Source organism: Paenibacillus sp. 2TAB23, from assembly GCF_052115165.1.
Classification (GTDB): domain Bacteria; phylum Bacillota; class Bacilli; order Paenibacillales; family Paenibacillaceae; genus Pristimantibacillus.
In genome coordinates, this window is sequence record NZ_JBFRGD010000033.1 from 33,559 (window position 1) to 57,656 (window position 24,098).

Annotated in this window: 39 protein-coding genes; all 39 read left to right on the plus strand. The window is 45.8% G+C overall.

Features of this window, described 5'->3' with window-relative positions; genetic code table 11:
• The first annotated feature begins 89 nt into the window (after positions 1-89).
• The 39 genes from AB4Z29_RS29640 to rplQ all read left to right on the plus strand — a co-directional run bounded on the left by AB4Z29_RS29640 (position 90) and on the right by rplQ (position 23,802).
• Positions 90-320: a ribosomal L7Ae/L30e/S12e/Gadd45 family protein gene (locus AB4Z29_RS29640; RefSeq protein WP_441946542.1), complete on the plus strand. Its 231-nt coding sequence runs from the start codon at positions 90-92 to the stop codon at positions 318-320.
• Positions 321-576: 256 nt separating this feature from the next.
• Entirely contained in the window at positions 577-999 is a 423-nt protein-coding gene (rpsL, locus tag AB4Z29_RS29645; protein WP_054025332.1) for a 30S ribosomal protein S12, read from the plus strand.
• A gap of 90 nt (positions 1,000-1,089) precedes the next feature.
• A complete protein-coding gene (gene rpsG / locus AB4Z29_RS29650) occupies positions 1,090-1,560 on the plus strand; it encodes a 30S ribosomal protein S7 (protein WP_028609662.1) in 471 nt (156 codons plus the stop codon).
• A 29-nt stretch (positions 1,561-1,589) separates the two neighbouring features.
• Positions 1,590-3,665 (plus strand): elongation factor G, encoded by a 2,076-nt coding sequence (gene fusA / locus AB4Z29_RS29655; protein WP_441946543.1) that lies wholly within the window; start codon positions 1,590-1,592, stop codon positions 3,663-3,665.
• A 113-nt stretch (positions 3,666-3,778) separates the two neighbouring features.
• Positions 3,779-4,969 (plus strand): elongation factor Tu, encoded by a 1,191-nt coding sequence (gene tuf, locus AB4Z29_RS29660; protein WP_138756290.1) that lies wholly within the window; start codon positions 3,779-3,781, stop codon positions 4,967-4,969.
• A 315-nt stretch (positions 4,970-5,284) separates the two neighbouring features.
• Positions 5,285-6,328, plus strand: a complete 1,044-nt coding sequence (locus AB4Z29_RS29665; protein ID WP_441946544.1) for an ABC transporter substrate-binding protein — start codon at positions 5,285-5,287, stop codon at positions 6,326-6,328.
• Positions 6,329-6,424: 96 nt separating this feature from the next.
• Positions 6,425-7,339, plus strand: a complete 915-nt coding sequence (locus AB4Z29_RS29670; protein ID WP_441946545.1) for an ABC transporter permease — start codon at positions 6,425-6,427, stop codon at positions 7,337-7,339.
• The gene (locus tag AB4Z29_RS29675; protein ID WP_441946546.1) at positions 7,339-8,133 is read left to right on the plus strand and encodes an ABC transporter ATP-binding protein; all 795 of its coding nucleotides are present in this window, start codon (positions 7,339-7,341) and stop codon (positions 8,131-8,133) included. Before AB4Z29_RS29670 ends, AB4Z29_RS29675 begins: the two co-directional genes overlap by 1 nt.
• Before the next feature lie 559 nt (positions 8,134-8,692).
• A complete protein-coding gene (rpsJ, locus tag AB4Z29_RS29680) occupies positions 8,693-9,001 on the plus strand; it encodes a 30S ribosomal protein S10 (RefSeq protein WP_105406965.1) in 309 nt (102 codons plus the stop codon).
• Between the two features lie 41 nt (positions 9,002-9,042).
• The gene (gene rplC / locus AB4Z29_RS29685; protein ID WP_441946547.1) at positions 9,043-9,666 is read left to right on the plus strand and encodes a 50S ribosomal protein L3; all 624 of its coding nucleotides are present in this window, start codon (positions 9,043-9,045) and stop codon (positions 9,664-9,666) included.
• A 28-nt stretch (positions 9,667-9,694) separates the two neighbouring features.
• On the plus strand, positions 9,695-10,318 hold the full coding sequence (gene rplD / locus AB4Z29_RS29690; RefSeq protein ID WP_183571396.1) for a 50S ribosomal protein L4: 624 nt from the start codon (positions 9,695-9,697) through the stop codon (positions 10,316-10,318).
• Complete coding sequence (gene rplW, locus AB4Z29_RS29695) at positions 10,318-10,611, plus strand: 50S ribosomal protein L23 (protein ID WP_053373900.1); 294 nt, start codon at positions 10,318-10,320, stop codon at positions 10,609-10,611. Before rplD ends, rplW begins: the two co-directional genes overlap by 1 nt.
• Before the next feature lie 17 nt (positions 10,612-10,628).
• Complete coding sequence (gene rplB, locus AB4Z29_RS29700) at positions 10,629-11,459, plus strand: 50S ribosomal protein L2 (RefSeq protein ID WP_441946548.1); 831 nt, start codon at positions 10,629-10,631, stop codon at positions 11,457-11,459.
• A 67-nt stretch (positions 11,460-11,526) separates the two neighbouring features.
• Entirely contained in the window at positions 11,527-11,808 is a 282-nt protein-coding gene (gene rpsS / locus AB4Z29_RS29705) for a 30S ribosomal protein S19 (protein WP_183571400.1), read from the plus strand.
• 43 nt (positions 11,809-11,851) lie between these two features.
• Positions 11,852-12,187 (plus strand): 50S ribosomal protein L22, encoded by a 336-nt coding sequence (rplV, locus tag AB4Z29_RS29710; protein WP_028609649.1) that lies wholly within the window; start codon positions 11,852-11,854, stop codon positions 12,185-12,187.
• Between the two features lie 13 nt (positions 12,188-12,200).
• Positions 12,201-12,863, plus strand: a complete 663-nt coding sequence (gene rpsC / locus AB4Z29_RS29715; protein WP_441946549.1) for a 30S ribosomal protein S3 — start codon at positions 12,201-12,203, stop codon at positions 12,861-12,863.
• A 2-nt stretch (positions 12,864-12,865) separates the two neighbouring features.
• Positions 12,866-13,300 (plus strand): 50S ribosomal protein L16, encoded by a 435-nt coding sequence (gene rplP, locus AB4Z29_RS29720; RefSeq protein ID WP_028609647.1) that lies wholly within the window; start codon positions 12,866-12,868, stop codon positions 13,298-13,300.
• Complete coding sequence (gene rpmC / locus AB4Z29_RS29725) at positions 13,290-13,490, plus strand: 50S ribosomal protein L29 (protein ID WP_053373905.1); 201 nt, start codon at positions 13,290-13,292, stop codon at positions 13,488-13,490. The genes rplP and rpmC overlap by 11 nt, the downstream gene beginning before the upstream one ends.
• 53 nt (positions 13,491-13,543) lie before the next feature.
• A complete protein-coding gene (gene rpsQ, locus AB4Z29_RS29730) occupies positions 13,544-13,807 on the plus strand; it encodes a 30S ribosomal protein S17 (protein WP_183571406.1) in 264 nt (87 codons plus the stop codon).
• A gap of 47 nt (positions 13,808-13,854) precedes the next feature.
• Complete coding sequence (gene rplN / locus AB4Z29_RS29735; protein WP_054025318.1) at positions 13,855-14,223, plus strand: 50S ribosomal protein L14; 369 nt, start codon at positions 13,855-13,857, stop codon at positions 14,221-14,223.
• Positions 14,224-14,270: 47 nt separating this feature from the next.
• The gene (gene rplX / locus AB4Z29_RS29740) at positions 14,271-14,624 is read left to right on the plus strand and encodes a 50S ribosomal protein L24 (protein ID WP_076271424.1); all 354 of its coding nucleotides are present in this window, start codon (positions 14,271-14,273) and stop codon (positions 14,622-14,624) included.
• A 31-nt stretch (positions 14,625-14,655) separates the two neighbouring features.
• Positions 14,656-15,198: a 50S ribosomal protein L5 gene (gene rplE / locus AB4Z29_RS29745; protein ID WP_053373908.1), complete on the plus strand. Its 543-nt coding sequence runs from the start codon at positions 14,656-14,658 to the stop codon at positions 15,196-15,198.
• A 26-nt stretch (positions 15,199-15,224) separates the two neighbouring features.
• The gene (locus tag AB4Z29_RS29750) at positions 15,225-15,410 is read left to right on the plus strand and encodes a type Z 30S ribosomal protein S14 (RefSeq protein ID WP_037291562.1); all 186 of its coding nucleotides are present in this window, start codon (positions 15,225-15,227) and stop codon (positions 15,408-15,410) included.
• Positions 15,411-15,440: 30 nt separating this feature from the next.
• Complete coding sequence (gene rpsH, locus AB4Z29_RS29755) at positions 15,441-15,839, plus strand: 30S ribosomal protein S8 (protein WP_053373909.1); 399 nt, start codon at positions 15,441-15,443, stop codon at positions 15,837-15,839.
• A gap of 31 nt (positions 15,840-15,870) precedes the next feature.
• Positions 15,871-16,413 (plus strand): 50S ribosomal protein L6, encoded by a 543-nt coding sequence (rplF, locus tag AB4Z29_RS29760; protein ID WP_441946550.1) that lies wholly within the window; start codon positions 15,871-15,873, stop codon positions 16,411-16,413.
• A gap of 60 nt (positions 16,414-16,473) precedes the next feature.
• Positions 16,474-16,842, plus strand: coding sequence for a 50S ribosomal protein L18 (gene rplR / locus AB4Z29_RS29765; protein ID WP_441946551.1), 369 nt, complete (start codon positions 16,474-16,476; stop codon positions 16,840-16,842).
• Between the two features lie 30 nt (positions 16,843-16,872).
• Complete coding sequence (gene rpsE, locus AB4Z29_RS29770; RefSeq protein ID WP_054025314.1) at positions 16,873-17,370, plus strand: 30S ribosomal protein S5; 498 nt, start codon at positions 16,873-16,875, stop codon at positions 17,368-17,370.
• A gap of 13 nt (positions 17,371-17,383) precedes the next feature.
• Positions 17,384-17,569, plus strand: coding sequence for a 50S ribosomal protein L30 (gene rpmD, locus AB4Z29_RS29775; RefSeq protein ID WP_076271422.1), 186 nt, complete (start codon positions 17,384-17,386; stop codon positions 17,567-17,569).
• A 39-nt stretch (positions 17,570-17,608) separates the two neighbouring features.
• Positions 17,609-18,049 carry a 50S ribosomal protein L15 gene (rplO, locus tag AB4Z29_RS29780; protein WP_053373914.1) on the plus strand — a complete coding sequence of 147 codons (441 nt, stop codon included), beginning with the start codon at positions 17,609-17,611 and terminating at the stop codon, positions 18,047-18,049.
• Positions 18,050-19,351 carry a preprotein translocase subunit SecY gene (secY, locus tag AB4Z29_RS29785; RefSeq protein ID WP_183571410.1) on the plus strand — a complete coding sequence of 434 codons (1,302 nt, stop codon included), beginning with the start codon at positions 18,050-18,052 and terminating at the stop codon, positions 19,349-19,351.
• A 91-nt stretch (positions 19,352-19,442) separates the two neighbouring features.
• Positions 19,443-20,093 carry an adenylate kinase gene (locus AB4Z29_RS29790; protein ID WP_183571412.1) on the plus strand — a complete coding sequence of 217 codons (651 nt, stop codon included), beginning with the start codon at positions 19,443-19,445 and terminating at the stop codon, positions 20,091-20,093.
• Positions 20,093-20,851: a type I methionyl aminopeptidase gene (gene map, locus AB4Z29_RS29795; RefSeq protein ID WP_441946552.1), complete on the plus strand. Its 759-nt coding sequence runs from the start codon at positions 20,093-20,095 to the stop codon at positions 20,849-20,851. The genes AB4Z29_RS29790 and map overlap by 1 nt, the downstream gene beginning before the upstream one ends.
• An 8-nt stretch (positions 20,852-20,859) precedes the next feature.
• Positions 20,860-21,141, plus strand: coding sequence for a hypothetical protein (locus tag AB4Z29_RS29800; protein ID WP_441946562.1), 282 nt, complete (start codon positions 20,860-20,862; stop codon positions 21,139-21,141).
• A gap of 3 nt (positions 21,142-21,144) precedes the next feature.
• Positions 21,145-21,360, plus strand: coding sequence for a translation initiation factor IF-1 (gene infA / locus AB4Z29_RS29805; protein ID WP_053373919.1), 216 nt, complete (start codon positions 21,145-21,147; stop codon positions 21,358-21,360).
• A gap of 39 nt (positions 21,361-21,399) precedes the next feature.
• Complete coding sequence (rpmJ, locus tag AB4Z29_RS29810; protein WP_003333770.1) at positions 21,400-21,513, plus strand: 50S ribosomal protein L36; 114 nt, start codon at positions 21,400-21,402, stop codon at positions 21,511-21,513.
• Positions 21,514-21,532: 19 nt separating this feature from the next.
• Positions 21,533-21,901, plus strand: coding sequence for a 30S ribosomal protein S13 (gene rpsM / locus AB4Z29_RS29815; protein ID WP_054025308.1), 369 nt, complete (start codon positions 21,533-21,535; stop codon positions 21,899-21,901).
• 19 nt (positions 21,902-21,920) lie between these two features.
• The gene (rpsK, locus tag AB4Z29_RS29820; protein ID WP_054025307.1) at positions 21,921-22,316 is read left to right on the plus strand and encodes a 30S ribosomal protein S11; all 396 of its coding nucleotides are present in this window, start codon (positions 21,921-21,923) and stop codon (positions 22,314-22,316) included.
• Between the two features lie 127 nt (positions 22,317-22,443).
• Complete coding sequence (locus AB4Z29_RS29825; RefSeq protein ID WP_053373922.1) at positions 22,444-23,388, plus strand: DNA-directed RNA polymerase subunit alpha; 945 nt, start codon at positions 22,444-22,446, stop codon at positions 23,386-23,388.
• 45 nt (positions 23,389-23,433) lie between these two features.
• Positions 23,434-23,802 (plus strand): 50S ribosomal protein L17, encoded by a 369-nt coding sequence (gene rplQ, locus AB4Z29_RS29830; protein WP_138756274.1) that lies wholly within the window; start codon positions 23,434-23,436, stop codon positions 23,800-23,802.
• Positions 23,803-24,098 lie beyond the last annotated feature (296 nt).

The following is a 24,098-nucleotide window of genomic DNA, read 5'->3' on the forward strand; positions in this document are numbered from 1 at the left end:
TTCCTTGACACAATCACGGTGTAGGTGCTATTATATCGAAGTGTGCCTAATTGTGTGATCGCTGAATGGAAGAATTGAAGGTGATTTCCATGCAATTCAAAGTCGGCGCAAAGCAGACTGCCAAGATGCTCGAGCAAGAAAGAGCGATTGAAGTCTATGTTGCACGAGATGCAGATCCGCAGATGAAAGAGAAGATTGTTCATCTATGTGAGCGGACGGGAGTTCCAATGAAATGGATCGATACGATGGATGAGCTTGGGGAAACCTGCGGCATCGATATCGGGGCCGCGATGGCAGCGCTCGTAACCGAAGAAGAATAATGCAATATCCGTTTTTGTTAGTTGATTATTTAACGATGATTGACTGGCGAGAACTTTTGTTTGTTCTTTAATGAACCGCCTGGATCTGTGGGCTTAATTTTAGGTAAAATGTCTACCATACAGCGTATACGGCTGTTGCCGTCTTTTGGTGGAAAGAGCTCGTTGCGCAAAAGAAATATAAGTTGATTTATAAACAAATGTATTTATAAATGCTTATATTCTCAAAAGACATGAATATAGGGAAGGGGGTGGCAACATGCCAACTATTAACCAGCTAGTCCGTAAAGGACGCCAAGCGAAAGTCGTTAAATCGAAATCGCCGGCATTGCAAAAAGGTTTCAATGCATTGAAACGTGAAGCTACTAACATCAGCGCTCCTCAAAAACGCGGTGTGTGCACTCGTGTAGGTACAATGACTCCAAGGAAACCGAACTCCGCACTTCGTAAATATGCTCGTGTTCGTTTGACGAACCGCTTAGAGGTTACGGCTTACATTCCAGGTATCGGACACAACTTGCAAGAGCATAGCGTTGTTTTGATCCGTGGTGGTAAAGTAAAAGACTTAGCAGGAGTACGTTATCATATCGTGCGCGGCGCGCTTGATACTGCGGGTGTTAACAACCGTATGCAAGCTCGTTCGAAATACGGTACGAAACGTCCGAAAGTTAAAAAATCATAAGTAAAACCCTTGCAGGGATATTGAAAATATTCCTAACGGGTCATTGAAATGCTAGAAATAGCGACTATTAGAAGAAAGGGGGACTTTCTCATGCCACGCAAAGGTCCTGTAACGAAACGCGATGTGCTTCCAGATCCGCTGTATAACAGCAAGCTGGTAACGCGCCTAATCAACCGCATTATGCTTGACGGTAAAAGAGGCGTTGCACAAACGCTATTGTATGATGCTTTCAAACTGATTCAAGAACGCACGGGTAAAGATCCGATGGAAGTGTTCGAAGCAGCTTTGAAAAATATTATGCCAGTACTTGAGGTTAAAGCACGCCGTGTCGGCGGTGCAAACTATCAAGTGCCTATCGAAGTTAAACCAGAGCGCCGTACGGCACTTGGTCTCCGTTGGCTCGTGAACTACTCACGTAACCGCGGTGAGAAAACGATGGAAGAGCGTTTAGCTGCTGAAATCACAGATGCTTCCAATAACACTGGCGCAGCTGTTAAAAAGCGCGAAGACACTCACAAAATGGCTGAAGCGAACAAAGCGTTTGCTCACTACCGCTGGTAGAATCTTTACATTCGAGAGGAGACCATTTTATGTCAAGAGAGTTCTCCTTGAACAATACGCGTAACATCGGGATTATGGCGCATATTGATGCCGGTAAAACCACTACAACTGAACGGATTTTGTTCTTCACGGGCCGTACTCATAAAATCGGAGAAGTGCACGAAGGTGCTGCGACGATGGACTGGATGGAACAAGAACAAGAGCGCGGTATCACGATAACGTCTGCCGCGACAACTGCTCAATGGGATGGACACCGTATTAATATTATCGACACCCCGGGACACGTTGACTTCACAGTAGAAGTTGAACGTTCCCTGCGCGTATTGGACGGGGCCGTTGGAGTTTTCAGTGCGAAAGAAGGAGTCGAGCCACAATCTGAGACAGTATGGCGTCAAGCAGACCGTTACAACGTTCCGCGGATCGCATACGTCAACAAGATGGACATCATTGGTGCTGACTTTCTGAATGTTATTAAAGACATGCGTGAGCGTCTTCAAGCTAATGCTGTTGCGATTCAAATTCCGATTGGCGCCGAGTCAGATTTTGTCGGTGTTATCGATATCGTTGAACGCAAAGCATATAAGTACAAAGACGACACAGGTAAAGATCCAATTGAGGTTGAAATTCCTTCGGAGTATGCTGACCAAGTGGAAGAGCTTCGTACGGAATTGATTGAAAAGGTAGCAGAGCTTGACGAAGAGCTGACTATGAAATATCTGGAAGGCGAAGAAATTTCAATTCCAGAGATCAAAGCAGCGCTACGTAAAGGTGTTTGCGAAGTTAAAATCTTCCCTGTAATCGTTGGATCTTCCTACCGCAACAAAGGTGTTCAACTGATGTTGGATGCGGTTGTAGACTACCTTCCATCTCCTCTTGATGTACCTGCTATTAAAGGTACAACTGAAGACGGCGAAGAAGGCGAACGTCCATCATCCGATACAGAGCCGTTCGCGGCTTTGGCATTCAAAATCATGACGGATCCTTATGTTGGTAGATTGACGTTCTTCCGTGTATACTCGGGAATTCTGAAATCCGGTTCTTATGTTCTTAACTCAACTAAGGGCAAACGTGAGCGGATTGGACGTATTCTTCAAATGCACGCGAACGCTCGTCAAGAGATTTCAGAAGTGTATGCAGGCGATATCGCTGCAGCAGTTGGACTTAAAGATACGACGACTGGGGACACTCTTTGTGACGAGAAGAACATTATCATTCTCGAATCCATGAACTTCCCTGAGCCGGTTATCTCGGTTGCTATCGAACCAAAAACGAAAGCTGACCAAGACAAACTAGGTATCGCTATTTCCAAGCTGGCAGAAGAAGATCCTACCTTCCGCGCACATACGGACGAAGAAACTAACCAGACAATTATTTCTGGTATGGGTGAGCTTCACCTTGAGATCCTCGTTGACCGTATGTTCCGCGAATTCAAAGTTGAAACTAACGTTGGTAAACCGCAAGTTGCTTACCGTGAAACGTTCCGTGAAGCTGCGAAGGTTGAAGGTAAGTTCGTTCGTCAGTCCGGTGGTAAAGGTCAATTCGGTCATTGTTGGGTTGAGTTCTCACCACTTGAGCCAGGTTCAGGCTTCATATTCGAAAACAAAACAGTCGGCGGTTCGATTCCTCGTGAATTTATCGCTCCTATCCAGGCTGGTATCGAAGAGTCAATGAAGAACGGTGTAGTAGCCGGCTTCCCGCTCGTTGATGTCAAGGCTGTTGTAGTAGACGGATCTTACCATGATGTTGACTCCTCGGAGATGGCGTTTAAAATTGCAGGTTCGATGGCGCTTAAAGCTGCCAAAGATAAATGTAAGCCAGTTCTTCTTGAGCCAATCATGAAAGTAGAAGTTACTGTTCCTGAAGAGTACATGGGCGATGTTATGGGTATGCTTAACTCCCGTCGTGGTCGTATCGAAGGTATGGATACTCGTGCAGGTGCACAAATTATCCGCTCCAAGGTGCCTCTCTCCGAGATGTTTGGTTATTCCACTACATTACGTTCCGGTACACAAGGACGCGGCGTATTCTCCATGGAGCTTTCTCATTATGAAGAAGTTCCGAAATCGATCTCTGAAGAGATCATTGCTAAGAACAAAGGCGAGTAATTGTTTTTGTCCTTCCAAACCATTTGCTTTTGGCCGTCAGCTTGTTTGCTTGCAAACCTGATGCCGGCCCACACATAAAAAAATTCATGATATATTGAGGAGGCTCAAGTTCAATGGCTAAGGCTAAATTTGAACGTAACAAACCGCACGTTAATATCGGTACTATCGGTCACGTCGACCACGGTAAAACGACTTTGACTGCAGCTATCACAACTGTACTTTCCAAAAAATACGGCGGTGCAGCAATCGCATTCGACCAAATCGATAAAGCTCCAGAAGAGCGCGAGCGTGGTATCACGATCTCGACAGCTCACGTTGAGTATGAGACGCCAGCTCGTCACTACGCACACGTTGACTGCCCAGGTCACGCCGACTATGTAAAAAACATGATCACTGGTGCTGCTCAAATGGACGGAGCTATTCTTGTAGTTTCCGCTACTGACGGTCCTATGCCACAAACTCGTGAGCACATCTTGCTTTCGAAACAAGTAGGCGTACCTTACATCGTTGTTTTCTTGAACAAATGCGACATGGTTGAAGACGAAGAGCTTCTTGAGCTAGTTGAAATGGAAGTTCGTGACCTTCTTTCCGAGTATGAGTTCCCAGGCGACGACACTCCAATCATCCGCGGAGCTGCTCGTGAAGCTCTTGCAAACCCAGAAGGTCCTTGGGCTGAAAAAATCATCGAGCTTTTCGAGCAAGTTGATACTTACATCCCAACTCCTGAGCGCGACACAGCTAAGCCTTTCCTTATGCCTGTCGAGGACGTATTCACAATCACTGGCCGTGGTACAGTTGCTACAGGTCGCGTAGAGCGTGGCGTTATCAAAGTCGGCGACGAGGTAGAAATTATCGGTCTTGCTGAAGAGTCCCGCAAATCCGTAGTAACAGGCGTTGAAATGTTCCGTAAATTGCTTGACTCCGCTCAAGCAGGGGACAACGTAGGTGCATTGCTTCGTGGTGTAGACCGCAGCAACATCGAGCGTGGACAAGTTTTGGCTAAACCGGGTTCGGTTAAACCACACACTAACTTCACAGCTCAAATCTACGTTCTTACAAAAGAAGAGGGTGGCCGTCACAAGCCTTTCTTCACTGGCTACCGTCCACAGTTCTACTTCCGTACAACTGACGTAACGGGTATCATCAGCCTGCCAGAAGGTACTGAAATGGTTATGCCTGGCGACAACATCACTGTAACGGTTGAGCTTATCGCTCCAATCGCTGTAGAAGATGGAACTCGTTTCTCTATTCGTGAAGGCGGCCGTACTGTAGGCGCTGGCGCTGTAGCTTCTATCCAAAAATAATTGATGGCGGCTTAGCCGCTATGAATAGAAAAAGCCCTCACTTCGGTGGGGGCTTTTGATTTTTAGGACATTCACAAATAAATAGACGAATTAAATTACTTAATCTTTACAGCTAACTAATGATTGACGGTAGACCTTACAGCCATTTAATATTAGGGAATAGTTAAAAGAGGTAGTCTATGTCCCACTCACAATCGATATACAATTGAATCTGCTGACTTTACTGAGAGAAAGCAGTACTGCTTTGATGTGTATGCACGATATCGAATGGGCCATATGACCAAGGGATTTATACGATGAGAGGGGTTTAGACGAATGAGTAAAAAATTTTGGATCAGCATTGCATTGGCTTCTGTAATGATCGTGACGGCAGCTTGTGGGGCTAAAACGGAATCAGAAACAAATGCAAGCACGAATGCGCCTAACACAGGCGGCGAAGCTGAAAAGTCTTATACTGTAGCGATTTCACAAATTGTAGAACATCCTTCATTGGACGCTACGCGTGAGGGCTTTATAGCTGCACTTAAAGATGCAGGCCTTGAAGAAGGAAAAAATCTAACCATCGACTTTAACAACGCGCAAGGCGATGCAACTAATATTAAAACGATTTCTCAAAAAATTGGGAACGGCAAAAGTGATCTAGCACTAGGAATCGCAACTCCTACAGCACAAGCGCTTGCTGATGACGTTAAGGACATCCCTGTGCTGTTCGCTGCTGTAACAGATCCGATTGATGCAGGCATCGTAACGCAATTGGAAGCGCCAGGCGGCAATATTACAGGAGCTTCGGATACGAATCCTGCTGCTATCACACAAACAATGGATTTCATTGCATCGCAATTCCCTAATACAAAAAATGTAGGTCTCATTATAAATGAAGGCGAGCAAAACGCGGTAGTAATGGGCAAGATTGCGGAAGAAGCTTTAGCTAAACACGATATTAAATTGATTAAAGCCTCTGTTGCTAACTCTTCTGATGTTAAACAGGCTGCTGACTCATTGGTTGGCCGTGTTGATGCCATCTACATCACGCTGGACAACATGGTCGTTACTGGCGCAGATGCCATTATTGAAGTAGCTAACGCTAATAAAATTCCTTTCTTCTCAGCTGATCGCGATACAGTTGAAAAAGGTGCGTTTGCGGCAGTCGGCTTCAAGTATTATGACCACGGTTATGAAGTTGGTCAAATGGCTGTTGAAATTTTGAAAAACGGTAAAAACCCAGGTGAAATGAATGTGACTGTCCCTCAAAAGCTTGATTTCATCTTCAACATGAAAGCTGCAGCTGAACAGGGGATTACCGTTACGGACGAAATGAAAGCTTTTGTCAAAGATCCTGCAAACAACATCATTGAGTAACAATGGCATTAAGCGTTTAAAATAATATGAACAAAACGATACGGGGGGGATCAGGCAACTGGTTCACCCTCTTGTTTTGAAGAGGAGGTATGTCATATGTTCGCATCGATGCAAGGAGCTGTAGAAAGCGGATTATTGTATGCGCTTATGGCACTTGGCGTTTATATCACATTCCGCATACTCGACTTTCCGGATTTGACGGTAGACGGAAGCTTTACAACAGGCGCTGCGATCGGGTCGGTAATGACCGTTAGCGGTACACCACCGTGGCTGGCAGTGCTATGTGCTTTTATTGGCGGAGCTTTAGCAGGTACATGTACGGGACTTTTGCATACGAAAGGTAAAATCAACGGCCTGCTTTCAGGTATAATTATGATGATTGCCTTGTATTCCATTAACCTGCGCATTATGGGTAAACCAAATGTCTCGTTGCGTGGACAGGAAAACTTATTCGATCATGTATCTACACTAGGTATGATGATCATTTTTGTTATTGTAGTGAAGGTCATTCTCGATTTATTTTTCCGGACAGATATTGGTTTGAGCTTGCGCGCAACTGGGGATAACTCAAGAATGATTCGCAGCTTTGGTGCCAACACAGATATTACAACCATTTTCGGCATAGCATTGTCGAATGCCCTTGTCGCCACTTCAGGCGCATTGATCGCTCATTATCAAAAATATGCGGATAACAGTATGGGCATCGGCATGATCGTCATTGGTCTTGCTTCTGTTATCATTGGCGAGGCAATTTTTGGTTCACGTACGATATTTAGAGCAACATTGGCCGTTATTCTTGGTTCTATCATTTATCGTATCATTTATGCATTAGCGCTTCGCGTGGAGTGGCTGGATGCATCTGATATGAAGCTTATAACAGCTGTTATCATCATATTTGCACTTGTAGTCCCTTCAGCGAGAAGAGTATGGAAGCAAAAAAACACGGCTCGCAGACGCACGGTGGAAATGCTGGCTGCTTTAGATAAAGCACAACCGGGAGGTGGGCGCTGATGTTAGAAATTGCAAAGGTGTCTAAGTTGTTTAACCCGGGAACGGTAGATGAGAAAACAGCGCTGGTTGGTGCTAATCTTATTATGAAGCCGGGCGATTTTATTACGGTAATTGGAAGTAACGGTGCCGGCAAATCTACGCTCATGAATATCATATCCGGAGTCATGAAGCCGGATGCGGGTGAAGTTAGGATTGATGGGCAAAATATAAGCAATCTAACGGAGTATCAGCGGAGCAAATGGATTGGCCGCGTATTTCAGGACCCAATGGCAGGAACCGCGCCTCGAATGTCTATAGAAGAAAACTTGGCAATTGCATACGCGCGTGGCAAATCTCGTGGATTCTCTTTCGGAGTGACGCGAGCGAAACGTGCCATATTCAAACAAGAGCTTCAGCGGCTGGGAATTGGGCTTGAGAACCGCTTAAGCGCAAAGGTCGGCTTATTGTCCGGTGGTGAGAGACAAGCACTAAGTTTGCTAATGGCTACCTTTACAAGGCCGCAGATTCTGCTCCTAGATGAGCATACCGCTGCGCTGGACCCCGCGAGAGCGGAGCTTATTACAACATTAACGGAAACGCTAGTGAGGGAAATGAACCTAACGACGTTGATGGTAACCCACAACATGGAGCAAGCCATTAGGCTCGGTAACCGGTTAATTATGATGGACAAGGGCCGAATCATTCTCGATATACCAGAAGAACGGAAGAAAGATCTGACTGTTGCGGAGCTGCTCGGGGAATTTGAGATCATTAGCGGGAAGAAGCTGGCTGATGACCGTATTGTTTTGGGCTAATTTGAAAGAACCATCCGATTCGCTTTTTTGCGGAGCGTGTGGTTCTTTTTGTATCCAGAAGACAAGAGAAGCAAAACAATGGTTTATAGTGGCAGATATTGATGTACATATCGATTAAATTGAATTGCGATTCGGTTCTGGCGTTATTTGGCGGTGTCTTTTCATATCGGATGTGTTTATAATCAGAAAGCACCCATCATGTCCGTTATTATAACCAGATAAGTATTGCGTACTTGTAATAAGGGACATAATGGGTGATGTATGGGATTTGAATTATTTTTGGTTCCAGACTTCCGTTTAAAGTCTTCTACTGTTAGAGAGAGTTGGATCTGACAGGCCGCACCGCTGAGCCATTGGATAAGTAGAGTAGTGCTTTAAAAGAACTTAAACTTTATGTTGCAATTGCCCATTCAATTCGGTATAATAGTGTCTGTTGGTCTGACGTTGCGATGATGTGAGAGGTTGCCGACACACCCGGCCCCTTTGCCATGGGGCATGTGAAGGGTTTTCTTACGGAGTATGTCCGATAATAAATTGGGCGATAGAAGGAGGGACTTATATGGCAAAGCAAAAGATTCGTATTCGCTTGAAAGCATACGATCACAGGATTCTTGATCAATCCGCAGAGAAAATCGTTGAAACTGCAAAACGTTCCGGTGCAGGCGTATCCGGGCCGATTCCGTTGCCAACGGAAAAGCAAATCATCACCATTCTCCGTGCGGTACACAAGTACAAGGATTCGAGGGAGCAATTCGAACAACGCACTCATAAGCGTTTGATCGACATTGTTGACCCAACGCCGCAAACGGTTGATGCGTTGATGCGCCTGGATTTACCATCCGGTGTAGATATCGAAATCAAACTGTAATACCAGCATATGCGATTATAGGAAGGAAATGAGGTGTCAACATGAAAGGTATCTTAGGAAAAAAACTTGGTATGACTCAAGTGTTCACTGCTGAAGGTAACGTCGTTCCAGTAACGGTTATCGAAGCTGGACCTTGCGTGGTACTACAGAAGAAAGACCAAGAAAACGATGGCTACGAAGCTGTTCAATTCGGTTTCTCCGATAAAAAGGAAAGCAGATCGAACAAGCCGGAAGCTGGTCACGCCAAAAAGGCAAATGCAACACCTAAGCGCTACGTTCGTGAAATTCGCGGCATTAACTTGGGCGATTACGAAGTTGGCCAAGAAGTTAAAGCTGACCTTTTCACAGAGGGCGAGTTCGTTGACGTAACAGGTATTTCAAAAGGTAAAGGCTTTGCCGGCGTTATCAAACGTTGGGGACAAAGCACGGGTCCTATGTCTCACGGTTCCCGTTACCACCGTGGACCAGGTTCGATGGGTTCGATCCAAGCGAACCGTGTACCGAAAGGCAAACGCCTTCCAGGACATATGGGTCACGAAACAATCACGATCCAAAAGCTTGAAGTTATCCGTGTAGATGTAGAACGTAACGTTCTTCTAATAAAAGGTTCGATTCCGGGCCCGAAAAACGGATTCGTAAAAGTGAAACTAACCGTTAAGAACTAATCGCTTTTAAAGAAAGGAGGAACAGGATATGCCTAAAGTAACAGTATATAACGTGAGTGGCGCGCAAGTGGGTGAGCTTGAACTGGCTGAAACGGTTTTCGGAATTCAACCAAACGTTCATGTTTTGCACAGTGCTGTTGTTAACCAACAAGCATCTGAACGCTTCGGCAATCACAAAACTAAAGGACGCTCCGAAGTACGCGGCGGCGGTCGTAAACCTTGGAAACAAAAAGGTACTGGCCGTGCTCGTCAAGGTAGCATTCGCTCCCCGCAATGGGTTGGCGGCGGTACGGTTTTCGGACCTACTCCACGCTCATACGGATTCAAGCTTCCTAAGAAAGTTCGTCGTCTTGCGATTAAATCGGCATTGTCATCAAAAGTGATTGCAAACGAGATTATCGTTTTGGATCAACTGACATTTGCAGCTCCTAAGACGAAAGAATTCGCAGCAATACTAAGCAACCTGAAAGTTGGCCGCAAAGCTCTTGTAGTAACGGCTAATTATGAAGATAACGTTGCATTGTCTGCTCGTAATATCCCAGGTGTTAAATTCGTTGCAGCTGACGGCATTAATGTTCTGGATGTATTGGTGCATGACAACCTAATCATCACTAAAGAAGCAGTAGAGAAAGTACAGGAGGTGCTTGCGTAATGAAAAATCCACGCGATATTATCAAGCGCCCGGTTATCACGGAACGTACGTCCGATTACATGGTTGATAAAAAGTATGTGTTTGAAGTAGATCTTCGTTCAAACAAAACTGAAATCAAACTTGCTATCGAGCAAATCTTTAAAGTAAAAGTAACCGGCGTTAACACGATGCGTGTTGCGGGTAAACCAAAACGTTATGGTAAACATAGCGGATACAGACCGGATTGGAAAAAAGCGATCGTTCAACTGAGCGCTGACAGCAAAGAACTTGAATTCTTTGAAACGTCTGTTTAGAAAAGGAGGGAATCGAAGTGCCAATTAAAAAGTACAAACCGACATCTCCAGCACGTCGTAACATGTCCGTCTCGACTTTCGAAGAGATCACGACAAGTACACCGGAGAAATCGTTGCTTGCTCCGCTTTTCAAAAAAGCTGGACGTAACAACCAAGGTAAAATTACGGTACGTCACCACGGCGGCGGACACAAACGTAAATACCGGATTATCGACTTCAAACGTACCAAAGATGGTATTGTTGGTAACGTAGCGTCGATCGAATACGATCCGAACCGTTCATCCAACATTGCTTTGATCCATTACGCTGATGGTGAGAAAGCATACATCATTGCACCAAAAGGTTTGAAAGTTGGAGACAAAATCACTTCTGGTGTTGGCTCTGATATTAAACCAGGAAATACTTTGCCGCTTGTGAATATCCCAGTCGGTACAGTTATCCACAACATCGAATTGAAACCGGGCAAAGGCGGACAACTTGTTCGTGCAGCTGGTACTAGTGCTCAACTTCTTGGTAAAGAAGAAAACTATGTATCCGTTCGTTTGACTTCAGGTGAAGTTCGTCGCATTCTGAACACTTGCCGCGCAACAATTGGTTCTGTTGGTAACGAAGATCACGAACTCGTGAAAATCGGTAAAGCCGGCCGTAACCGTTGGCTCGGAAATCGTCCTACTGTGCGTGGTGTTGTCATGAACCCTAACGATCACCCACACGGTGGTGGTGAAGGCCGTGCTCCAATCGGACGTAAATCTCCGTTGTCACCTTGGGGTAAACCTACTCTTGGTTACAAAACGCGCAAGAAGAAAAAAGCATCGAGCCAATACATTATTCGTCGTCGCACGAAATAATAGCAGCTTGAAAAAAACCGCGTGATACGAAAGTATCGCTACCGCTTATATGAAGGGAGGAACACAAATGGGTCGCAGTTTAAAGAAAGGGCCGTTTATTGACGGTTACCTGCTTAAAAAAGTCGAGGTATTGAACGAATCCGAGAAGAAGGTCGTAATCAAAACCTGGTCCCGCCGCTCGACCATTTTCCCGCAATTCATTGGTCACACGTTTGCAGTATATGACGGTCGCAAGCACGTGCCGGTATATGTAACGGAAGATATGGTTGGACACAAGCTTGGTGAATTTGCACCAACTCGTACGTATAAAGGCCATGCTGGTGAAGACAAAAAAACGGGCAGACGTTAATTTGCCCTTAAACATCTCTAACTGAACGAGAGGAGGTTCCTACATGCCAGAAGCTAAAGCGCACGCTAAATTTATCCGTATTGCTCCCCGTAAAGCACAGCTTGTTGCGGATTTGATTCGCGGTAAACAAGTTGGCGAAGCAATCGCGATTTTGCGTCACACGCCTAAGTCTGCATCCCCAATTTTGGAGAAGCTGCTGAACTCTGCCATTGCTAACGCTGAGCATAACTATCAGCTTGATGTAAACAAATTGTTTATATCACAAGCTTTCGTTAACCAAGGGCCAACGATGAAGCGTTTCCGTCCTCGTGCGATGGGTCGCGCAAGCCGGATCAATAAAAGAACCAGCCACATTACCTTGGTGGTATCTGAAAAATAAGGAGGGATTACGTGTGGGTCAAAAGGTAAATCCAGTAGGCTTCCGGGTCGGAGTTATCCGTGATTGGGAGTCCAAATGGTTCGCGGGAAAAGATTTCGGCGATCTTCTAATGGAAGACGTTAAAATCCGTGAATACTTGAAAAACAAGCTGAAAGACGCAGCAGTTTCTCACATCGAGATCGAACGTGCAGCTAACCGCGTGAACGTAACGATCCAAACCGCTAAACCAGGTATGGTTATTGGTAAAGGCGGTTCCGAAGTAGAAAACCTTCGTACTGAGCTTGGTAAAATCACTAAAGGCAAAAAAGTACACATCAACATCTCTGAAATCAAATATGCAGATCTTGACGCTATTCTTGTAGCTGAAAGCATCGCACAACAACTTGAGCGTCGTGTATCTTTCCGTCGCGCATTGAAGCAAGCAATTCAACGCTCCATGCGTTCAGGTGCTAAAGGGATCAAAACCGCAGTTAGCGGTCGTCTCGGTGGCGCGGAAATCGCACGTTCGGAAGGCTACAGCGAAGGAACAGTACCACTTCATACAATTCGTGCTGATATTGATTACGGCACGGCTGAAGCGGCTACAACATACGGCCGTATTGGCGTTAAAGTATGGATCTATCGCGGCGAAGTCCTTCCGACTAAGAAGAAAGCTCCCCAGGAAGGAGGCAACTAATCATGTTGGTACCTAAACGTGTCAAACACCGCAAACAACAACGCGGTCATATGAAGGGTCGCGCTAAAGGCGGCACTACAGTAGCATTCGGCGAATTTGGCCTTCAAGCTCTAGAACCATCATGGATCACCAACCGTCAGATCGAAGCGGCTCGTATTGCAATGACTCGCTACATCAAACGTGGTGGTAAAGTATGGATTAAGATTTTCCCTGCTAAACCAATTACTCAAAAGCCTCTCGAAGTGCGTATGGGTAGTGGTAAAGGTAACGTTGAGAAATGGGTAGCCGTAGTTAAACCAGGTAAAATCCTGTTTGAACTTGCTGGTGTATCCGAAGAAACCGCTCGTGAAGCGATGCGTCTTGCGGCTCATAAATTGCCGATCAAGACTAAATTCGTGAAACGTGAAGAAGTGGGTGGTGAAGCAAATGAAAGCTAGTGAATTTAGAAACCTAACCTCCGCTGAGCTTGAACAACAGGTCGCTGGTTTTAAAGAAGAGCTTTTCAATCTTCGTTTCCAACTGGCTACTGGTCAATTGGATAACCCGACTCGGATCCGTGATGTGCGTAAAGGAATCGCTCGTGCTAAAACGATTTTGCGTGAAAGAGAACTCGGAATTAGCAGCTAGTCAATACCCTTACATGAATGCATAAACACGGCTGGAGGAAGGAGGAAGAACACATGAGCGATCGCAATGCCCGTAAAGTTCTAATTGGCAAAGTGGTAAGCGACAAGATGGACAAAACAATCGTTGTTGCTATTGAGACTTACAAAAAACACGATTTGTACCATAAACGCATTAAAGTTACGAAAAAATTTAAAGCGCACGATGAGAATGGCCAAGCAAAAATTGGCGACATCGTGAAAATCATGGAGACTCGTCCGCTATCGAAAGACAAACGCTTCAGACTTGTAGAAGTCGTTGAAGTTGCTGTTATAATCTAATGAGCGTATGCAGTGCCTGAGCATTTTTCCGAAAGGAGGACGTTGAAATGATTCAACCATTCTCGCGCTTAGCGGTTGCTGACAACTCCGGCGCAAAGCAATTAATGTGTATCCGTGTACTTGGTGGAACGGGACGTCGCGTTGGACACATCGGCGATTTGATCGTTTGCTCAGTTAAACAAGCAACACCAGGCGGCGTTGTCAAAAAAGGTGACGTTGTTAAAGCGGTTATCGTTCGTACAAAGCGTTCGGTTCGTCGTAAAGACGGTTCGTACATCGCATTTGACGAAAATGCAGCTGTAATTGTTAAGGAAGACAAAAGCCCGCGCGGTACTCGTATCTTTGGACCAGTTGCCCGTGAGCTTCGTGATAAAGATTTCATGAAAATCGTATCACTAGCACCAGAAGTTATCTAAGAACCAAATATAAGCTTGAAAGCACAAGCGTGCAGGAGGTGTAACTCATGCCAAGGCTGAAAAAAGTACTCGAATCCCATAACAATAAATTGCACGTGAAAAAAGACGACACGGTTATCGTCATTACCGGTAAAGACAAAGGTAAGAAGGGCCGCGTTATCGCTGCGTATCCGCGTGAAAACCGCGTACTCGTAGAAGGTGTAAATACTGTTAAGAAACATACTCGTCCATCGCAAGCTAATCCACAGGGCGGTATTATCGAACAAGAAGCACCAATTCACGTTTCAAACGTTATGCATATCGATCCGAAAAGCGGTAAAGTAACACGTATCGGATACAAAGTGCTCGACAACGGCAAGAAAGTTCGGATCGCGAAACGTTCCGGAGAAGTAATCGACTAATCGTTACGGTAGGAAAGGAGGTCCATGATCAATGGCAGCAAGATTGAAAGGTCGTTTCTTAAACGAAATAACTCCTGCTCTTATGCAGAAGTTCAACTATACGTCTGTTATGCAAGTGCCGAAGATTGAGAAGGTAGTTATCAACATGGGGGTAGGCGAAGCGGTTTCCAATTCGAAAATCCTTGATGTAGCAGTTGAAGAACTACGTATCATTTCCGGTCAAAAACCAGTCGTTACTCGTGCGAAGAAGTCTATTGCAGGCTTTAAACTTCGTGAGAACATGCCAATCGGGGTTAAAGTTACATTGCGCGGCGAGCGTATGTATCATTTCCTAGATAAACTGTTCAACATTTCTCTTCCGCGTGTACGTGACTTCCGCGGTGTATCGAACAAAGCTTTTGACGGCCGTGGTAACTATACACTTGGCTTGAAAGAGCAATTGATATTCCCAGAGATCGAGTACGACAAAGTCGATAAAGTGCGCGGTATGGACATCGTCATCGTCACGACGGCAAAAACGGACGAAGAATCTCGTGAACTGCTGACCCAAATGGGCATGCCGTTTACGAAGTAATCCACTTTTAGGAGGTGTAATACCCAGTGGCAAAAACTTCGATGAAAGTGAAGCAACAACGCACACCGAAATTTAAAGTGCGTGCATATACGCGCTGTGAGCGTTGCGGCCGTCCGCATTCTGTTTTGCAAAAGTTTAAAATTTGCCGGATTTGTTTCCGTGAGTTAGCACATAAGGGCCAGATTCCTGGCGTTAAAAAAGCAAGCTGGTAATCAGCCTAGTTTGGGAAGGAGGTTAACACAATGGTTATGTCTGATCCGGTTGCAGATATGTTGACACGCATTCGTAATGCGAATGTTGTTCGTCACGAGACCGTGGAAATGCCCGCTTCGAAAATGAAGAAGCAAATCGCTGAGATTTTGAAGCGCGAGGGTTTTATCCGCGACGCTGAATATATCGAAGACAACAAACAAGGGATTATCCGTATTTTCTTGAAATACGGCCCTAACCAAGAGCGCGTTATTACTGGCTTGAAACGTATTTCGAAACCAGGCCTTCGCGTTTATACACAATCAACTGAAATCCCCCGTGTACTCGGTGGACTTGGAATTGCTATCATTTCCACTTCCAAAGGGATTATGACTGATAAAGAAGCTCGTCAGGTTAAATCCGGCGGCGAAGTAGTTTGCTACGTTTGGTAAGTAACAAGTCACAAAGATAGGAGGTGTAACAATGTCCCGTATTGGTCGCAAACCAATCCAAGTGCCTAACGGCGTAACAATCAACTTGGACAACACAGTAATTACTGTAAAAGGACCGAAAGGATCGCTTTCCCGTGAACTTCACAAAGATATGAAAGTGAATGTAACGGAAACAGAAATCCTAGTAGAACGTCCTTCCGATAATAAATTGCATCGCTCGTTGCACGGAACAACTCGCAGCGTCATCAATAACATGGTGAGCGGCGTTACTGAAGGCTTCTTCAAAAACTTGGAGCTAGTCGGCGTAGGTTACCGTGCAAACAAAGCTGGAGACAAAATCGTACTTAACGTAGGATATTCTCACCCAGTCGAGATCGCACCTGATAACGGAATCGAATTCGAAGTACCAGCAAACACGAAAATAACTGTTCGCGGTATCGATAAAGAGCTCGTTGGTGCAACTGCTGCAAAAATTCGTTCCGTACGTGAACCAGAGCCGTATAAAGGTAAAGGTATCAAGTACGAAGGCGAACGCATCATCCGCAAAGAAGGTAAAGCTGGTAAGAAAAAATAAGCAAACAGTCCGTTTGCTTAAGATAGCGTCTTAAGGCTGAAAGAAAGGAGTGAACTTTGTATGATTACGAAAGGCGACAAAAACAAGGCTCGTCTGAAAAGACACCTTCGTGTTCGTAAAAAAATTAACGGTACAGCTGCACGTCCGCGTCTATCTGTATTCCGTTCCTCCAAGCATATGTATGCTCAATTAATCGACGATGTTTCAGGCGTAACAATCGCTTCTGCATCCACACAGGATAAAGAATTGACTGAAGCGGTAAGCAACGGTGGCAACATCGATGCAGCGAGCAAAGTCGGAGAATTGATTGCGAAACGCGCTCAAGCTAAGGGTGTTACCCAAGTAGTATTTGATCGCGGCGGTTACTTGTATCACGGCAGAATTCAGGCACTTGCTACAGCAGCTCGCGAAGCTGGCCTAGAATTCTAATCGACTTTATTTATAAGGAGGTTAAACGACTTGCGTGTAGATCCAAATACGTTAGAACTGACTGAAAAAGTTGTTAATATCAATCGCGTATCTAAAGTTGTAAAAGGCGGACGCCGTTTCAGCTTTAGTGCACTTGTAGTAGTCGGCGACGGTAAAGGCTACGTTGGCGCAGGGATCGGTAAAGCAGGCGAAGTACCTGATGCAATCCGCAAAGGTATCGAAGATGCTAAGAAAAACCTGATCCATGTTCCAATCGTTGGCACGACTATTCCCCACCTTGTTCTGGGACATTTCGGAGCAGGTGAAGTTCTTCTGAAGCCCGCTTCTGAAGGTACTGGGGTTATCGCTGGCGGCCCGGTTCGTGCAGTTCTCGAACTTGCTGGTGTCGGCGACATCTTGACGAAATCGCTAGGTTCTTCGAACTCCATGAATATGGTTAACGCAACGCTTGAAGGTCTTTCCCGTCTTAAACGCGTGGAAGAAGTTGCAAAGCTACGTGGAAAAACAGTCGAAGAGCTGTTACGCTAAGGAGGGAAATAAGATGGCAAAATTGCAAATCACCCTCGTTCGCAGTTTAATCGGTCGCAACGAGAAACAACGTGCAACGGTTGAATCTTTCGGTCTTAAAAAGATTCGTCAGGCAGTTGTTTTGAACGACAGCCCAGCTGTCCGCGGCATGGTTAACACTGTTAGTCACTTGGTAAAAGTAGAAGAAGTACAAGAATAGCATGTAGTTCCAAGAAATAAATAAGGAGGTGCACGAACGATGAAATTGCATGAGCTAGCACCAGCACCGGGCTCAACCCAAGCGCCAAAGCGCAAAGGTCGCGGTATCGGTTCCGGTAACGGTAAAACAGCCGGTAAAGGTCACAAAGGTCAAAACGCTCGTTCCGGCGGCGGCGTTCGTCCTGGTTTCGAGGGCGGACAAAACCCTTTGTATCGTCGAGTGCCGAAACGTGGATTTAACAACCCGTTCCGCAAAGAGTACGCGATTGTCAACATTGAAGAACTAAATGCGTTTGCAGCAGGAACTGAAGTCACTCCAGAAGTTCTCATCGAGACTGGGATCGTTAAGAACCCGCTCGCAGGAATTAAAATTTTGGGTAATGGTGAAGTTAGCGTTACACTTACTGTAAAAGCAAACAAGTTCTCTCAATCTGCGGTAGAGAAAATCCAGGCTGCCGGCGGTAAAACCGAGGTGATCTAATTGTTCAAGACCGTGTCCAACATTTGGAAAGTGGCGGATCTTCGTACAAGGATCCTCTTCACCCTTTTCATCCTTTTGATTTACCGCATCGGTTCATTTATCCCGGTTCCCGATGTAAACAAAGATGTGTTTAAGCAGGTTGATGCAGCCGGTGCGGATCTGTTCGGCTTGCTTAACACGTTTTCCGGCGGTGCTTTGTTCCAATTCTCCATCTTCGCAATCGGAATTACGCCATATATTACAGCGTCGATTATCGTACAGCTGTTATCTATGGACGTTATACCTAAGTTTGCGGAATGGGCTAAGGAAGGCGAGAACGGTAAACGCAAGCTCGCACAAATCACTCGTTATGGTACGATTGTACTTGGTTTGATCCAAGGTTTCGCTACGGCAATCGGCTTTAACCGTCAATACGGTTACGAAATGATTGTTGGCGCGACATTCGTCGATTATGTTCTCATTGCTATTATCTTGACTGCAGGTACTGCTTTCTTGATGTGGCTAGGTGAGCAAATCACGGAAAAAGGAATCGGAAATGGTATTTCCATTCTAATCTTTGCAGCAATTGCAGCTGGTATCCCTGGACACATTCGTACGATTGTTGAAGATCAGTTCGTAGGTGCCCAAGATCAGTTGTTCTTGAACATTATCAAAATGGTACTGGTTCTGGTTGCGATTATCGCAATCATTGTCGGTGTTATATTCGTACAACAAGGTATTCGTAAAATTCCTGTTCAATACGCTAAGCGCGTTGTTGGACGGAAAATGTACGGCGGACAGTCCACTCACATTCCTATGAAAGTGAACGGCGCTGGCGTTATCCCGGTTATCTTCGCGGTTTCGCTCGTTATGTTCCCGATTACGATTGCTCAGTTCTGGGCTACCCAAAATTGGGCAGACTGGATTATTAAAAATATGAGCTATGACCAACCGCTAGGTATGGTATTGTACGTATTGTTAATTATCGGGTTTACCTTCTTCTACACATTCGTGCAAATTAATCCGGTTCAAATGGCTGATCAGATGAAGAAGAACGGCGGCTACATTCCTGGCATTCGTCCAGGCAAGCCAACTTCGTCATACCTGACTCGCGTTATGTCGCGGATCACATTGACAGGAGCGATCTTCCTGGCGGTTATCTCAGTCATTCCGGTATTCTTCGGGACACTTGCTGGATTACCTAAATCAGTACAGCTAGGCGGCACCTCGCTCCTAATCGTTATCGGTGTTGCACTAGATACGATGAAGCAAATCGAGAGCCAGTTGATCAAACGCCATTACAAAGGGTTTATCAATAAATAACAATAGGTTCTGACCGGGCTTCCGCGTTCGTCAACTTGCGCACTGCGGTAGCCCGCCCGAGCCTATTGTGCTTAAAGCGAGGAACTCAGCAATGAACATTTTATTCATGGGCCCTCCGGGTGCCGGTAAAGGTACACAAGCTGAACGGATCGTTGAAGAGTTCGGTATTCCCCATATTTCTACTGGCGATGCTTTCCGCCTCGCTATGAAAGAAGGAACCGCACTTGGAATCAAAGCGAAAGAGTATGTCGATCAAGGCTTGCTCGTTCCCGATGAGATCACGAACGGTATTGTGAAGGAAAGACTTGAACAATCCGATTGCAAAAATGGATTCTTGCTCGACGGGTTTCCTCGCACATTGCAGCAAGCAGAAGCACTCGATGTTATGCTTGCGGAGCTCGGACGCAGTATTGACCATGTTGTAAATTTAAAGGTTGACCGCAGTTTGCTGCTTGCTCGCTTGACGGGCAGACGCATATCGAAAACGACAGGTACGACTTATCACGTAATCTTTAACCCGCCTAAGGTCGAAGGTATTTGCGACAAAGACGGTGGCGAACTGTATCAGCGTTCTGATGATACGGAAGAAAAGGTTGGTACGCGCCTGGATGAGTATTCATCTAAGACGGCTCCTCTTCTTGATTACTACAGTGCTAAAGGTCTCCTTCGCGAAGTCGACGGCGAGAAGGACATTGATGTCGTAACATCCGACATTATTTCCAACTTGAGAGGTTCATTGTAATGATTATTTGCAAATCCGAATCGGAGCTGCGATATATGAGGGAAGCTGGACGCATTGTTGCGGAAACGCATCGATTGATGGCGGAGGCTGTGAAACCAGGCATCACAACTCGTGAGCTTGACCAAATCGCTGATACGTTCATTAAGAGTAAAAATGCGATTCCGTCCTTCAAAGGTTACAATGGTTTTCCTTCCAGCATTTGTGCTTCTGTGAATGACGAGCTGGTGCACGGCTTCCCTGGTTCACGCAAGTTGAACGAAGGCGATATTATTAGTATCGATATCGGTGCGCAGTATGAAGGGTATCATGGCGATTCGGCTTGGACCTATGCGGTTGGGGCAGTAACGCCTGATGTTCAGAAACTGCTTGATGTAACGGAAGCATCGCTATATGCGGGGCTTGCGCTTATCAAACCAGATATTAGACTATATACAATTTCGCACGCTATTCAAAAGGTAATTGAAGATGCAGGATTCTCCGTAGTTAGGGAATACGTAGGGCACGGAATCGGCGCGGACCTCCATGAGGAACCACAAATACCGAACTACGGCATACCTGATCGCGGCCCTCGTTTGAAGACCGGAATGGTGCTTGCAATCGAACCAATGGTTAATATCGGTGAACGATATGTCCGTACGCTCGAAGACAATTGGACGGTTGTAACGGAAGACGGCTCATGGTGTGCACATTTCGAGCATACAGTAGCTGTTACAGAGGACGGCTTTGAAATATTGACCATTCTGCCGCAGCAGTCATAAGCATGACAATGGATGCTCGTCCCCAGATTGGTCAGTTCGTCAAAGTTCTTCGCGGTAAAGATGAGGAAAGCTATGCTGTTATTTTAACAATCGTTGATGATCGATTCGTCACGATTGCTGATGGTCATAAGCGCCGATTCGATCAGCCGAAGAGAAAGAACGTTCTACATCTCGAGTTACAGCCTGCAATTAGTTCTGAGGTTTCAAGCAGTATGCATGAAACCGGCAGGGTGACCAACGCAAAGTTACGTTACGCTATTCAGAAGTATGTTAATGCGAAAGGAGAATGACGCTTGGCTAAGGAAGACATCATTGAGGTCGAAGGTACGGTCATAGAGCCGTTGCCGAATGCCACGTTTAAGGTGGAACTGGAGAACGGTCACCAAATTCTCGCACATGTTTCCGGTAAGCTCAGAATGCACTTTATCCGCATCCTGACAGGAGACAAGGTGGTTATACAGTTATCGCCTTATGATTTATCAAAAGGGCGCATCACCTATCGTAAGTAAGCAGCTGCTTACTCACGAAAGATTCGGGAGGTAATCACAATGAAGGTAAGACCTTCGGTAAAGCCGATCTGCGAAAAATGCAAAGTCATTCGTCGCAAAGGCAACGTTATGGTGATTTGTGAAAATCCGAAACACAAACAAAAACAAGGATAGAAGGAGGGGAATATAGCCTATGGCACGTATAGCTGGTGTAGACTTGCCGCGTGACAAACGCGTCGAAATCGCCCTGACATACATTTTCGGTATCGGCAAAACAACGTCGCAAAAACTTTTGAATACAGCTGAAGTTAGCTACGACACTCGCGTTCGCGATTTGACAGAAGATGAACTTGCTCGCCTTCGTGAAGCAATCGATAAATCTGTTAAAGTAGAAGGCGACCTGCGTCGTGAAATTTCGCTTAACATTAAACGTCTGACTGAAATCGGATGCTACCGTGGTCTTCGTCACCGTCGCGGCTTGCCTGTTCGCGGTCAACGTACGAAAACAAATGCGCGTACGCGTAAAGGTCCTCGTCGGACTGTAGCTAACAAGAAGAAATAAGAAGGGAGGATAATGGACAATGGCTAAACCAAAAAAAGTCGTTCGTACGAAACGTCGCGACCGGAAAAATATTGAGACTGGCGTTGCGCACATTCGCTCAACGTTCAACAATACGATCGTTACGATCACGGATCCGCACGGCAATGCGATTTCATGGGCAAGCTCTGGCAACATGGGTTTCAGAGGCTCACGTAAGAGCACGCCTTTCGCAGCTCAAATGGCTGCTGAAACGGCTGCGAAAGCAGCAATGGAACATGGCATGAGAACCGTAGAAGTGATGGTAAAAGGACCAGGCGCTGGCCGTGAAGCAGCAATTCGTTCGCTTCAAGCAGCTGGATTGGAAGTTAACCTCATTAAAGACGTAACACCAGTTCCTCACAACGGATGCCGTCCTCCGAAACGTCGTCGCGTATAGTTGGATCCGATGTGGTATCAAATAACAACAACTTGTGAATAATGGTTGTGAAGGTTTGGCATACTACAAGATTTGACTTAAAATAACGGTAAGCTTACGGAGCGACGTTTGAAGGAGGGTACTATTAGTGATTGAGATCGAAAAGCCGAAAATCGAAACCGTAGAACTGAATGATGAGGGAACTTACGGACGTTTCGTCGTTGAGCCGCTTGAACGCGGATATGGCACGACGCTTGGAAATTCGCTTCGCCGAATTTTGTTGTCCTCGTTGCCGGGTGCAGCAGTAACCTCGGTTCAAATCGACGGAGTGCTTCACGAGTTTTCTACGGTTCCCGGAGTGATTGAGGATGTTACCGAAATCATTCTGAACCTGAAGGGCCTCTCGTTGAAAATCCACTCCGATGAAGAAAAGGTGTTGGAAATCGACGCGGATGGCGAAGGGAATATTACAGCGGGCGACATTCGAGCAGACAGCGATGTCGAGATTTTAAGCCCTGATCTTCACATCGCAACCTTGGCTTCCGGCGCGCGGCTCCATATGCGGGTTTTTGCTAATCGGGGACGTGGTTACGTGCAAGCGGACCGCAACAAGAAAGACGAACAGCCGATTGGGGTAATTCCCGTTGATTCGATATACACGCCAATTACTCGCGTTAATTATAGCGTAGAAAATACGCGTGTCGGTCAAGTTACCAACTACGACAAGCTTACGCTTGAAGTATGGACTGACGGCAGTATTAGACCGGAAGAGGCTGTAAGCCTCGGCGCTAAAATTCTCACTGAGCATTTGGACTTGTTCGTTGGATTGACCGATGAAGCCAAAGATGCGGAAATTATGGTTGAGAAAGAAGAAGACAAGAAAGAGAAAGTTCTAGAGATGACGATCGAGGAACTTGACCTTTCTGTCCGTTCTTACAACTGCTTGAAACGCGCTGGTATCAATACCGTTCAAGAGCTAATCACGAAATCCGAAGAGGACATGATGAAGGTTCGTAACCTCGGCCGTAAATCACTTGAGGAAGTTCAAGAGAAGCTTGAAGAACTAGGCCTTGGCCTGCGCATGGAAGAGTAGTAACCAACTAGTGAAGACAAAAGAGCAAGGGAGGGGAAAAACAAGATGGCATATCAAAAATTAGGACGTGACGCTAGTGCACGGAAAGCTTTGTTCCGTGACCTCGTTACTGACTTGTTCCTTTATGAGCGTATCCAAACGACTGAAGCAAAAGCGAAAGAAGTTCGTTCTATCGCTGAGAAACTGATCACTAAAGCTAAGAAAGGTGATCTTCATGCTCGTCGTCAAGTAGCTGCTTATGTTCGTCGTGAAACGGTTGACGGAGAAAAAGACGCTATTCAAAAGCTGTTCTCTGATCTAGCTCCTCGTTATTCGGAGCGTGCAGGTGGCTACACGCGTATTCTAAAACTAGGACCCCGTCGCGGCGATGCTGCGCCAATGGTTTACCTGGAATTGGTTGACCGCGCGGAGTAATCTAATAAACGTATAAGCTTGTCCACAGCGTTAAACCTTGTCCAAGCTTTATACGCGAGCGCAAACGGCTTATGCCTGCCTCTGGCGGGCACAGGAACGCTAACGCTACAAAATATAAGCAAGTATATGGGCTTCCCTATACTTCTTATATTTTAGTGAAAAGGGTGGACCCTTGAGGCCACCTTTTTTTATTTGCAAAGCCGGTTTGTTTTTATACTGAGGAATGCAGCCAGGAAGCAGAAGATGAGCTTATGCGACACCGCAAGGATGTCGAGAGGGCGCAATTCTAATGCACG

Bases quoted from the DNA above. Each gene is read 5' to 3' on its own strand.
- AB4Z29_RS29640 (WP_441946542.1), top strand. From the start codon at position 90: ATGCAATTCAAAGTCGGCGCAAAGCAGACTGCCAAGATGCTCGAGCAA.
- rpsL (WP_054025332.1), top strand. From the start codon at position 577: ATGCCAACTATTAACCAGCTAGTCCGTAAAGGACGCCAAGCGAAAGTC.
- rpsG (WP_028609662.1), top strand. From the start codon at position 1,090: ATGCCACGCAAAGGTCCTGTAACGAAACGCGATGTGCTTCCAGATCCG.
- fusA (WP_441946543.1), top strand. From the start codon at position 1,590: ATGTCAAGAGAGTTCTCCTTGAACAATACGCGTAACATCGGGATTATG.
- tuf (WP_138756290.1), top strand. From the start codon at position 3,779: ATGGCTAAGGCTAAATTTGAACGTAACAAACCGCACGTTAATATCGGT.
- AB4Z29_RS29665 (WP_441946544.1), top strand. From the start codon at position 5,285: ATGAGTAAAAAATTTTGGATCAGCATTGCATTGGCTTCTGTAATGATC.
- AB4Z29_RS29670 (WP_441946545.1), top strand. From the start codon at position 6,425: ATGTTCGCATCGATGCAAGGAGCTGTAGAAAGCGGATTATTGTATGCG.
- AB4Z29_RS29675 (WP_441946546.1), top strand. From the start codon at position 7,339: ATGTTAGAAATTGCAAAGGTGTCTAAGTTGTTTAACCCGGGAACGGTA.
- rpsJ (WP_105406965.1), top strand. From the start codon at position 8,693: ATGGCAAAGCAAAAGATTCGTATTCGCTTGAAAGCATACGATCACAGG.
- rplC (WP_441946547.1), top strand. From the start codon at position 9,043: ATGAAAGGTATCTTAGGAAAAAAACTTGGTATGACTCAAGTGTTCACT.
- rplD (WP_183571396.1), top strand. From the start codon at position 9,695: ATGCCTAAAGTAACAGTATATAACGTGAGTGGCGCGCAAGTGGGTGAG.
- rplW (WP_053373900.1), top strand. From the start codon at position 10,318: ATGAAAAATCCACGCGATATTATCAAGCGCCCGGTTATCACGGAACGT.
- rpsS (WP_183571400.1), top strand. From the start codon at position 11,527: ATGGGTCGCAGTTTAAAGAAAGGGCCGTTTATTGACGGTTACCTGCTT.
- rplV (WP_028609649.1), top strand. From the start codon at position 11,852: ATGCCAGAAGCTAAAGCGCACGCTAAATTTATCCGTATTGCTCCCCGT.
- rplP (WP_028609647.1), top strand. From the start codon at position 12,866: ATGTTGGTACCTAAACGTGTCAAACACCGCAAACAACAACGCGGTCAT.
- rpmC (WP_053373905.1), top strand. From the start codon at position 13,290: ATGAAAGCTAGTGAATTTAGAAACCTAACCTCCGCTGAGCTTGAACAA.
- rpsQ (WP_183571406.1), top strand. From the start codon at position 13,544: ATGAGCGATCGCAATGCCCGTAAAGTTCTAATTGGCAAAGTGGTAAGC.
- rplN (WP_054025318.1), top strand. From the start codon at position 13,855: ATGATTCAACCATTCTCGCGCTTAGCGGTTGCTGACAACTCCGGCGCA.
- rplX (WP_076271424.1), top strand. From the start codon at position 14,271: ATGCCAAGGCTGAAAAAAGTACTCGAATCCCATAACAATAAATTGCAC.
- rplE (WP_053373908.1), top strand. From the start codon at position 14,656: ATGGCAGCAAGATTGAAAGGTCGTTTCTTAAACGAAATAACTCCTGCT.
- rpsH (WP_053373909.1), top strand. From the start codon at position 15,441: ATGGTTATGTCTGATCCGGTTGCAGATATGTTGACACGCATTCGTAAT.
- rplF (WP_441946550.1), top strand. From the start codon at position 15,871: ATGTCCCGTATTGGTCGCAAACCAATCCAAGTGCCTAACGGCGTAACA.
- rplR (WP_441946551.1), top strand. From the start codon at position 16,474: ATGATTACGAAAGGCGACAAAAACAAGGCTCGTCTGAAAAGACACCTT.
- rpmD (WP_076271422.1), top strand. From the start codon at position 17,384: ATGGCAAAATTGCAAATCACCCTCGTTCGCAGTTTAATCGGTCGCAAC.
- rplO (WP_053373914.1), top strand. From the start codon at position 17,609: ATGAAATTGCATGAGCTAGCACCAGCACCGGGCTCAACCCAAGCGCCA.
- AB4Z29_RS29790 (WP_183571412.1), top strand. From the start codon at position 19,443: ATGAACATTTTATTCATGGGCCCTCCGGGTGCCGGTAAAGGTACACAA.
- map (WP_441946552.1), top strand. From the start codon at position 20,093: ATGATTATTTGCAAATCCGAATCGGAGCTGCGATATATGAGGGAAGCT.
- AB4Z29_RS29800 (WP_441946562.1), top strand. From the start codon at position 20,860: ATGGATGCTCGTCCCCAGATTGGTCAGTTCGTCAAAGTTCTTCGCGGT.
- rpmJ (WP_003333770.1), top strand. From the start codon at position 21,400: ATGAAGGTAAGACCTTCGGTAAAGCCGATCTGCGAAAAATGCAAAGTC.
- rpsM (WP_054025308.1), top strand. From the start codon at position 21,533: ATGGCACGTATAGCTGGTGTAGACTTGCCGCGTGACAAACGCGTCGAA.
- rpsK (WP_054025307.1), top strand. From the start codon at position 21,921: ATGGCTAAACCAAAAAAAGTCGTTCGTACGAAACGTCGCGACCGGAAA.
- rplQ (WP_138756274.1), top strand. From the start codon at position 23,434: ATGGCATATCAAAAATTAGGACGTGACGCTAGTGCACGGAAAGCTTTG.